Source organism: Burkholderia sp. Ac-20384, assembly GCF_017104605.1.
Classification (GTDB): Bacteria; Pseudomonadota; Gammaproteobacteria; order Burkholderiales; family Burkholderiaceae; genus Burkholderia; species Burkholderia lata.
Genome location: NZ_JAAGPE010000313.1, coordinates 1 through 10016, shown reverse-complemented (window position 1 = coordinate 10016; position 10016 = coordinate 1). Strand labels below are relative to the sequence as shown.

General features: G+C 63.1%; 9 protein-coding genes and 1 pseudogene. 6 read left to right on the top strand and 4 right to left on the bottom strand.

Annotated elements, in window-relative coordinates:
- Positions 1–12 precede the first annotated feature (12 nt).
- From G3O00_RS35290 to G3O00_RS35280, 3 genes are all read right to left on the bottom strand, one after another.
- Positions 13–1047: a helix-turn-helix domain-containing protein gene (locus tag G3O00_RS35290; RefSeq protein WP_206145754.1), complete on the bottom strand. Its 1035-nt coding sequence runs from the start codon at positions 1045–1047 to the stop codon at positions 13–15.
- Between the two features lie 215 nt (positions 1048–1262).
- Positions 1263–1817, bottom strand: coding sequence for a hypothetical protein (locus G3O00_RS35285; protein WP_206145753.1), 555 nt, complete (start codon positions 1815–1817; stop codon positions 1263–1265).
- A gap of 315 nt (positions 1818–2132) precedes the next feature.
- Entirely contained in the window at positions 2133–3659 is a 1527-nt protein-coding gene (locus tag G3O00_RS35280; protein WP_206145752.1) for an aldehyde dehydrogenase family protein, read from the bottom strand.
- Positions 3660–3981: 322 nt separating this feature from the next.
- Here G3O00_RS35280 and G3O00_RS35275 point away from each other — a divergent pair, with 322 nt between their 5' ends.
- From G3O00_RS35275 to G3O00_RS35250, 6 genes are all read left to right on the top strand, one after another.
- Positions 3982–4410, top strand: a complete 429-nt coding sequence (locus G3O00_RS35275) for a pyridoxamine 5'-phosphate oxidase family protein (protein ID WP_206145751.1) — start codon at positions 3982–3984, stop codon at positions 4408–4410.
- Positions 4411–4822: 412 nt separating this feature from the next.
- A complete protein-coding gene (gene tssI / locus G3O00_RS35270) occupies positions 4823–5578 on the top strand; it encodes a type VI secretion system tip protein TssI/VgrG (RefSeq protein ID WP_206145750.1) in 756 nt (251 codons plus the stop codon).
- Between the two features lie 56 nt (positions 5579–5634).
- Positions 5635–5886: a hypothetical protein gene (locus G3O00_RS35265; protein ID WP_206145749.1), complete on the top strand. Its 252-nt coding sequence runs from the start codon at positions 5635–5637 to the stop codon at positions 5884–5886.
- Entirely contained in the window at positions 5886–6869 is a 984-nt protein-coding gene (locus tag G3O00_RS35260) for a hypothetical protein (protein ID WP_206145748.1), read from the top strand. The genes G3O00_RS35265 and G3O00_RS35260 overlap by 1 nt, the downstream gene beginning before the upstream one ends.
- Positions 6869–7852 carry a hypothetical protein gene (locus G3O00_RS35255; RefSeq protein WP_206145747.1) on the top strand — a complete coding sequence of 328 codons (984 nt, stop codon included), beginning with the start codon at positions 6869–6871 and terminating at the stop codon, positions 7850–7852. The genes G3O00_RS35260 and G3O00_RS35255 overlap by 1 nt, the downstream gene beginning before the upstream one ends.
- Positions 7852–8835 carry a hypothetical protein gene (locus G3O00_RS35250; protein ID WP_206145746.1) on the top strand — a complete coding sequence of 328 codons (984 nt, stop codon included), beginning with the start codon at positions 7852–7854 and terminating at the stop codon, positions 8833–8835. Before G3O00_RS35255 ends, G3O00_RS35250 begins: the two co-directional genes overlap by 1 nt.
- 103 nt (positions 8836–8938) lie before the next feature.
- Here G3O00_RS35250 and G3O00_RS35245 read toward each other — a convergent pair.
- Positions 8939–10016: pseudogene (locus tag G3O00_RS35245) on the bottom strand (MFS transporter); the annotation flags it as partial.

Here is a 10016-nt window from a genome sequence, read left to right as displayed (position 1 = left end):
ACCGCCCCACGCTCACCCCACCGCCACCATCACCGCGCGATCGCGCAGCGTCTCCGACGGCCGCTTGCCGAACAGCCGCCGGTAATCGGTCGCGAACTGGCTGAGATGCCAGAAGCCCCACGCCTCCGCCACGTCCTGCACCGAACCGGCCGTGCGGCCGCACAGGTCACGCCGCGCGCCATTCAGCCGCAGCGTGCGTAGATAGGTGGCGGGCGCCATGCCGAGCACGTCCTGGAAGCAGTACTGCAGCGTGCGCCGGCTCACGTGCAACTGCTCGCACAGCTCGGGCACGCCGACCGGGCGCGTTCGGTGCGCGAGCACGTAGTCGCGTGCCTGTTCGACGATCCAGCGGCGCATCGACGGCGCGCGGCCGGTGTCATCGTCGGCCGGTTGCGCGCACACGTCGAACAGCGCGGCCAGCACCTCGGCCTGCAGGTCGTCGCGCTGCGCGTCGGCCAGCGGGCCGGTCATCGCCACCGCCCCATCGAGCCGGCGGCCGAGCAGCGCACACAGGCGCGCGAGCCGCGCATCGCCGACCTGCATCACACGCTGCGTGAACAGCCGCTCGTCGAGCGCGCGACGCTCGACCTCCTCCGCATAACGGCGCAGCACGTCGCCGCGCACGACGATGCCGTAGATCGAAAACTGCGCGGGCGTCACCAGCTCGAATTCGACGTTGCCGGGCCGGAACGCGAGCGCACCCGGACCGATGCGGCACGCATCGACACGCGCGGTGCCGTCGCACACGAGCGGGATGCCGAACCAGTACGCATCGCCGCGCACCTCGCACGCCTGGCGCAGCAGGTGGCTCGTCGATTCGCGAAACAGCTTCATCGTGTCGAGCGGCAGCTCGGTCAGGGTGCCGACGAAACGGCCAGCCGCAAGCTGGTCGTAGGTCTGCCGCCAGCCGATCAGGTTGCGCGCCTGCTCGTCGGCATCATGCGCGACGCTGACGACCGCCTGCCCGGCCAGCGCATCGTCGCCCTGCGCGTTGCGCCGCGTGTCTTCGGCCGTCGGTTCTTCGCTGCACGCCACGTGTTGGTCCATCGTGTTCTCCCTCTCCTGCCCGGAACCGCGCCTGTCACGCAAGTCCCGTGCCGAACCCTGCGCGACCTGCGCAAAGCCCGTCATTCGATGCTTCACGGCCTGTGCGCGCCATGCACGCGTGCCCAAACGCCCTGCCGCACGCACCCTGCCAGTGCTGCACGCGCCACACCGGCGCACCCGGTACGCGCCGCCCTTCGGCGATACGCGGCGGCCGGCTAGCCACCGTTCGCGGGCCGCAGCCGCACGACTCGCGTGCCGCAATTGCCGTACGCCTGCGTGACCGCCAACTCGACAATCGCACTGCCGGCCGGCCACGGCGCTGCGTCCGCCTCGGACAGATCCGTACACAGCGTCGCGCGCCCGTTGATCCGGTAACGGATACCGCGCATGAAGTCGACGAACAGCAACCCGACGCCGCTGCCATCGCACCGAGCCGCGTCGACCCGCCCGCCGTCGCTCTCGCCGTACACCGGCAGCACGAAGCGCAGCGTCTTCGTATCGATCACGCGCACGACCGGCAGCAGGTCGCCGTTCGCGTCGCGCCGGCTCTGCACAATGTCGCAGGTCATGCCCGCCTGCCCGCCACACGCCGTGCCGACGAACATGAAGGGCTGCGTCTCGATGAACTGCCGTACGCCGATGCTCAGCCGCGTCGTCACGACGTCGCTCATCCGCTCGGCTTTGTCGGCGACGCCGAAGCGGTGATGCGCGTCGAGTTCGCCCGCGTGGAACACGGGATGGCGCGGATAGGTTCGGGGCGATTCTGACATGGGGTCTTACGTCCAGCGCGCCGGCTCAACTTGCCGCCGCGAGCAAACGACCATCGGTATCGTTTCCGGCGAAGGCCGCGGCAATGCGCGGCCGGTGCCGGGTTGCGATGCGGATGGGCGGAAACGGCGAATCTCCGGATCGCCGGTCGGTCGCACGGTGCGCATCCGCGCACCGGTCGTCGGCCAGGCAACCGCCGCCGCCCGGCGCGACACGCGTTTCACGACCATCCGGCATCCGAAGCTTGGCCGCTCAAGACGGCGACCCGACCGGCCGACGCATACCACTGCCGGCCAGCCAGGACACCCACGCGCGGATCAGAAGAACCCGAGCGCCTCGGCCTGGTAGCTCACCAGCAGGCACTTCGTCTGCTGATAGTTCGACAGCGCCATCTTGTGCGTCTCGCGGCCGATCCCCGACTGCTTGTAGCCGCCGAACGCCGCGTGCGCGGGATACAGGTGGTAGCAGTTGGTCCACACGCGGCCGGCTTCGACCTCGCGGCCCATCCGGTACGCACGCGTGCCGTTACGCGTCCACACGCCCGCGCCGAGCCCGTAGAACGTGTCGTTCGCGAGTTCGATCGCGTCCTGCTCGTCCTTGAACGTCATCACCGACGCGACCGGCCCGAAGATCTCTTCCTGGAACACGCGCATCTTGTTGTTGCCGAGCAGCATCGTCGGCTTCACGTAGTAGCCCGTGCCGAGTTCCGCAGCCGGCGCCGTGCGCTCGCCGCCCGTCAGGCATTGCGCGCCTTCGCCGCGGCCGATGTCGATGTACGACAGGATCTTGTCGAGCTGCTGCTGCGATGCCTGCGCGCCGATCATCGTCTGCAGGTCGAGCGGATGGCCGGCCTTGATGCGTTCGACGCGCGCGACCGCCTTCTCGATGAACTTCTCGTAGATCGATTCCTGGATCAGGATCCGCGACGGGCACGTGCACACTTCGCCCTGGTTCAGCGCGAACATCGCGAGCCCTTCGAGCGCCTTGTCGAGAAACGCGTCGTCCTGGTCGAGCACGTCGGCGAAGAAGATGTTCGGGCTCTTGCCGCCCAGTTCGACCGTCGACGGGATCAGGCTGTCGGCCGCCGCGCGCAGGATGTGCTTGCCGACCGGCGTCGAGCCGGTGAACGCGATCTTCGCGATGCGCTTGCTGGTCGCGAGCGCTTCGCCCGCTTCCTTGCCGAAGCCGTTCACGATGTTGATCGTGCCGGCCGGGAACAGGTCGCCGATCAGCTCCATCAGCACCAGCACCGACGCAGGCGTCTGCTCGGCCGGCTTCATCACCACGCAGCAGCCGGCCGCGAGCGCCGGCGCGAGCTTCCACGCGGCCATCAGCAGCGGGAAGTTCCACGGGATGATCTGGCCGACGACGCCGAGCGGCTCGTGGAAGTGATACGCGACGGTGTTGTCGTCGATTTCGGAGATGCCGCCTTCCTGCGCGCGGATGCAGCCCGCGAAATAGCGGAAGTGGTCGATTGCGAGCGGCAGGTCGGCCGCCATCGTCTCGCGCAGCGGCTTGCCGTTGTCGATCGTCTCGGCCACGGCCAGCAGCTTCAGGTTCTTTTCCATCCGGTCGGCGGCGGCGAGCAGCAGGTTCGCGCGTTCCGCGACAGACGTCTTGCCCCACTTGCGTCGCGCGGCATGCGCGGAATCGAGCGCCAGCTCGATGTCGTCGGCGCCCGAGCGCGGGATGCGGCAAAACGGCTGGCCGTTGATCGGCGACACGTTCTCGAAGTACTCACCTTTCACCGGCGGAACCCACTTGCCGCCGATGTAGTTGTCGTATTGCTGACGGTACGGGTATTCGACGTCGAGGCCCAGTTGCTTCAGGTCAAACGGGTTCATACATGTCTCCTGTTCATCGTGCTTGTGTGAGTACAGCGCCGGTTGGAATTGCGCTGCCCTCGCTTACGCAACATGCGTGCCACGCAGGACGGAAGCACGGCGACCACGGCCGGCCCGCGTGCGCACCGTGCCGTGTTCACCGACGCAGCATGGCGGGTGTGCCGATTCTGAACAGCGCGACTGCACAGCGCGCCGGGACGGTGTTCGAAATTTCCACAGTGCGCCGGCGCACTGGCACGCGGATGCAGGCCACGCCGCGTGGCATGTCGATTGCGTGCGCAATGCGCATTCCCACGCAACGGCGTGTGCGCCGACCGACACCATGAACGACCGCGCCCCCCTGACCGACGACGCCATCGCGTTCATCCGCGAGCAGGCGTTCCTGATCGTCGCGACCGCCGACGCGGACGGCAACAGCGACTGCTCGTACCGCGGCCGCCAGCCACGCACGGACGGCTCGTTCGAGCCGCTCGTCGACATGCCCGACCGCTGCACGCTCGTGCTGCCCGACTTCGCGGGCAACAACCTGTTCAATACGATCGGCAACCTGCTTGTGAATCCGGCCATCGCGCTGCTGTTCGTCGACTTCGTGCGCCAGACGACCTGGCTCGTACAGGGGCGCGCGACGATCGACGAGGATGCGGGAAGCCGCGCGCATCTGTGGCCCGATGCGCGGCGCTATGTGGTGGTTGAAGTGGCACAGGCGCAGGCACGGGCGGATGCGGCGCTGCCGCCGCTGGTGCTGGCGTGATGGGCACGTGTCGCCTCCATCCGGCGGCAATGGCTAGCGGCAACCGAAGCGACGATGACGCGCCGCACCCATCCAGCCATCGAGAGGCGCGCCGCAACCTGACATCAAGCAGCCAGCGTTGCCTGAAAAATCCGTCAGAACGCAGTTGGCCTGATGGCATTCAATCAACGTTGCCCCGCCAATAACGCATGTCGTCGTAAATTTTCGAACCTGTCTCATGGACATGAGACGCCTCGGTAGCGAACCTCTTGCTTTGAAGAATCCATGGCACCCCGTCGGGTGCCATGGGTTTCACATCGCACTGTCACATCGCTCGTCATCGTGCACGGCTGGAACCATCCGTCGCACACGTGGCGTACCGACGTGAGGGGATACGCATGGTTGCGTGTCCTCGGTTCGGAGAACTATCGCCATGCTGCAACCAACCCGGTTGTCCTTTACCTTCGCTGTCGGTGACGAGTCGTTCGAGGTCGTCGAGTTCACCCTGCACGAAGGGTTGTCCGAGACCTTCCACCTGCAGGTCGAACTGGCCAGCGCCGATCCGGCCATCGACTTCGGTCAGATACTCGATCGCAACGGCCTGCTCACGATCTGGCAGGGTGGTCAGCCCGTGCGCTACGTACACGGCGCGGTGTCGTCGTTCGTTCAGGGTGATACCGGTTTTCGACGCACCCGATATTCCGCCGTGGTCGAGCCACGTCTGGCACGCCTCAAGCTGTCGTCCGACTGGCGGATCTTTCAGACCCTGAGCGCGACCGAGATCGCCACCGCCGTGCTCAAGGCGCATGGCCTGACGATGGACTACGAGCAACGCGCCACCAACGAGCATCTGGCGCGCGAGTATTGCGTGCAGGCCGGCGACACCGACTACGCGTTCATCGAACGCATCCTGCGCGAGGAAGGCTTCTTCTACGCGTTCCGGCATGGCAAGGAGGGGCACCGGCTGATTCATTGCGACCGGCTGTTCATCTTCGGTCGCCTCGATGGCGAACCCGTGCTGTACAACGCCACGCCGGGCGGCGATCAGCCGCAACCGTGCCTGCGGACCTTTGCCTACACCGAGCATGTACGTACCGCACGCCAGGTGCAGCGCGACTACACATTCAAGAATCCGCGCTTCAATCACGAGTATCCAAGGAGCCACGTATTGAGACGGATCTACGAATAGCGGAGCGACTCAGCAAAGCAGCAATTCCAGGCCTTGGGCCGATCCTGACGAACCGTATGCCCGCACGCACGATAACCGTGGCCTTTCCGGGTTGGCTACCGCAAGCCAGTGCGTACGAATTGACGCAACATCGAAACTTCACTGCGCAGGGTACGGAGCAAACCTCCAACGATCCGTCCCGGGTTACGCTGGTCGATGGCGTGGGCTACCTGAAATTCGATACGACGACGCTGATGGGCGACACCGTGGTGCTTTACTGGCCCAATGCCTTCAGCGATCCCGAGATGGCAATCCCGGTGAAGAACTGATGTCCAGAAAAAATAAGAAACCGCTGAACTTCGAGGAGGGTATCGCGCTGTGGCTCAAGCGTTCGGATATAGCACCGATGGAACCAGTGGGTTTGGCGATGTGGAAAGGCGATGCCGAATTCGAAAACGACGTCAGCGATCGAGATCTCTTCAATGAGCGATTTATCGAGACCCGCTTTGGGGACGGAAAATCGGCAGACCTCATGTATCTGCTGTCGATGCAACACACAATTTCTGTTGTTGTGATGGTGGCAAGCATATTCACGGGCGATTGGTTTTGGGAACTGCTATTGGTCTATCCAGTAGTGAATGTTGTTTTTTTTATGGGCATGTGGGCCCTTACGAAACCGTCCACGCGTATTCGTTTCAATCGGCAAGCGCAAAGCGTGCACGTCGTCGACCGGGATGGTCAAGCGATTACGCTGCATTGGCGCGATGTACAGCCACTTTTCCGATTAATGCCGCCAGGACGCATTGCACTACAACTGGCGTTTCCCCCACCGGCCGGCGTCACCAGTCGAGTCATTGACAGCGTGCTCTGGCTGAATGGTGAATTCGACAAACTCGATAGCTCGGGCATCGACTCGGCCGCACTGCGTTTCGAGTTCATCCGTCGCTACATGGAGGAAGGACTCGACTCAATCCAGCCGACCGCCGACATGGACGAATATCGCAAACCATCGCCACCGTCTCGCCTGAATTCGTTCTACTGGCCCGGCCTCGGTCCGCTGATCGATCGATGGGCGAACTACCATCTCTCGAAGTTCCGCTGGCCGGAAGAGGTCGAGCGCCTATGTGCACCCAACGCAGACCTGTCAGGCTACGACACGACACCCGTGGCATCGGATCGAATCATTTTCTATCGCTACGACGTCAGAGAGAAGAACTTCTATTTCTGCGATCGCGAGGGTCAACGCTTGTTTCCAAGCACCGAAAATGACCATCAGACGTCTACGCCATCGCCATTCGAGTTGAAGATCTAATGTTCAGTAAAAACAAGAAAAATCCGAGCTTCGAGGAAGGTATCGCCCAGTGGCTAAAGCGCTCGGATATAGCGCCGATGGAACCAGTGAATTTGGCGATTTGGAAAGGCGATGCCGAATTCGAAAACGACATCAGCGATCGAGATCTCTTCAATGAGCGATTTATAGAGACGCGCCTTGGAGATGGAAAATCGACAGATTTCATGTATTTACTTTCGATGCAACACACCATATCCGTTGCGATACTGGTAGCAAGTGCATTTTCAGGCGAGAGATTTTTGGCAATTTTAGCAATCTACCCAGTAGCAAATATATTTTTCTTTATGGGTATGTGGGCTCTTACAAAACCGTCCACACGTATTCGCTTCAATCGAAAGGCGCAGAGCGTGCACGTCGTCGACCGGGATGGTCAGGCGATTACACTGCGCTGGCGCGATGTACAGCCATTTTTCCGATTAATGCCGCCAGGACGCATCGCGCTACAACTAGCGTTTCCCCCTCCGGCCGGTGTCACCAGTCGAGTTATCGACGGTGTGCTTTGGCTGAATGGCGAATTCGACGAACTCGACAGCTCGAACATCCGCACAGCCGCACTACGCTTCGAGTTCATCCGCCGCTACATGGAAGAAGGGCTCGACGCGATCCAACCGACCGCCGACCTGAACGAGTATCGCAAACCATCGCCACCGTCTCGCCTGAATTCGTTCTACTGGCCCGGCCTCGGTCCGCTGATCGACCGATGGGCAAACTACCATCTCTCGAAGTTCCGCTGGCCGGAAGAGGTCGAGCGCCTTTGCGCGCCCAACGCAGACCTGTCAGGCTACGACACGACACCCGTGGCATCGGATCGAATCATTTTCTATCGCTACGACGTCCGAGAGAAGAACTTCTATTTCTGCGATCGCGAGGGTCAACGCTTGTTCCCAAGCACCGAAGACAACCACGAGGCAGCTGCCCCCTCGCCGTTCGAGTTGAAGATTTGATGTTCGGCAAAAACAAGAGAGATCCGAGCTTCGAGGAGGGTATCGCGCTGTGGCTCAAGCGTTCGGATATTGCACCGATGGAACCGGTGGACTTGGCGATGTGGAAAGGAGATGCCAAGTTCAAGAATGACATCAACGATCCCGAACTCTTCAATGAGCGGTTTATCGAGACCCGCTTTGGGGACGGGGAGGCGAGGGACATCATATATTTACTCTCGATGCTACACACCATATCCATCGCCGTGATGGTGTTAAGCATAATCATGGACGAGTGGTTTTGGGAGTTGCTGGCGATCTATCCGATCGTGAATGTTCTTTTCTTTTGGGGCTTGTGGGCACTTACGAAACCGTCCACGCGCATTCGCTTCAATCGACAGGCGCAGAGCGTGCACGTCGTCGGTCGGGAGGGCCGGGCAATTACGCTGCGCTGGCGCGATGTACAGCCACTTTTCCGATTAATGCCCCCTGGACGCATCAAGCTACACCTGACGTTCCCCCCACCAGCCGGCGTCACCAGTTATGTCATTGATGGCGTGCTCTGGTTAAGTGGTGAATTCGACGAGCTCGATAGCTCCGACATCCGCACCGCCTCACTTCGCTTCGAGTTCATCCGCCGCTACATGGAAGAAGGACTCGACGCGATCCAGCCGACCGCGGACCTGAACGAGTATCGCAAACCATCGCCGCCATCGCGGCTGAATTCGTTCTACTGGCCCGGCCTCGGTCCGTTGATCGACCGATGGGCAAACTACCATCTCTCGAAATTCCGCTGGCCGGAAGAGGTTGAGCGCTTGTGTGTACCCAACGCAGACCTGTCAGGCTACGACACGACACCCGTGGCATCGGATCGGATCATTTTCTATCGCTACGACGTCAGAGAGAAGAACTTCTATTTCTGCGATCGCGAGGGCCAACGCTTGTTCCCAAGCGCCGAAGACAACCACGAGGCAGCTGCCCCCTCACCATTCGAGTTGAAAATCTGATACTCACTGGTGCGGCATCAGTGAGTCCGATCGCCGATTGGGCAACCGCCATCATCAGGCTTGCGGGAATCATCTCGCGCTTCAAAGCGTGCGTGCGTTAGCCGTTTGAGGCCGGCCCTGCCCGCCGCCCGCCGAGAAACGCAAACACCACCCCCGCACACAGCACGGTGACGACTGCCAACCCGATCAACAACCGATCGAACGCATGCGTATAACTCGCGAGCAGCACCGCACGCCCGACACCCGGCAACGCATCCGCCGCACCCGCGAGATCGCCGGTTGCGAGCCGCGCCGCCGCACGCAGCGTCGCTTCAGGCGTACCGCCAGCACCAGCCGCTTGCGCCAACCCCGTCCGCGCGAGCCCAGCCAGCACTGCACCAACGATCGCGAGCGCGATCCCCTCGCCAGCCACGCGCGTCGTGCTGAAAATCCCCGTCGCCATCCCCGCGCGCTCCTTCGGCACGACGCTCACCGACAGTCCGTCCATCAGCCCCCACGGCATACCGGCCCCTACGCCGATCACGAGCATCGGCGCGATCGCCGCGGCCCCCGCACCGCCGCGCAGTGCGATACCCAGCCACACGAGCCCGGCCGCAGCGATCAGAAGCCCGAGCCCTGATATCACGCCCGCCGACAGCCAGCGCGTGAGCGTGGCCGCGACAAACGGCACGACCAGCATCGGTGCGGAAATCGCGAGCATCAGCCAGCCGGCGTCGATCTCGCTGAACCCGTCGATGCCGATGAAGCGCAGCGGCAGCACGACGAGCAGCACGATGTAGCAGCAGCAGGTCGACACCGGCAGCACCTGCACGCCGACGAAGCGTGCGATCCGGAACAGCGACAGGTCGAGCATCGGCCGCGCAACGCGCGTCTCGATTGCGACGAACGCACACGCGCCGAGCGCCGCGCCTGCCAGCAGCGCGATCACCAGCGGGCTCGACCAGCCGCGCGCGGGCGCCTCGATCACGCCGAATGTGAACAGCGTCAGCGCGGTGGTGAACGCGGCCGTGCCGGGCCAGTCGAGCCCCGTCGCATGCGGGTCGCGCGACTCGTGCATGCGCGGCAGCCCGAAGACGAGCGACAGCCCGCCGGCCACCGCGCTCGTCACGAAGATCGCTCGCCAGCCGTAATGCCCGATCAGCGCACCGGCGAGCACCGGCCCGAACGCGAGCCCGATGCCG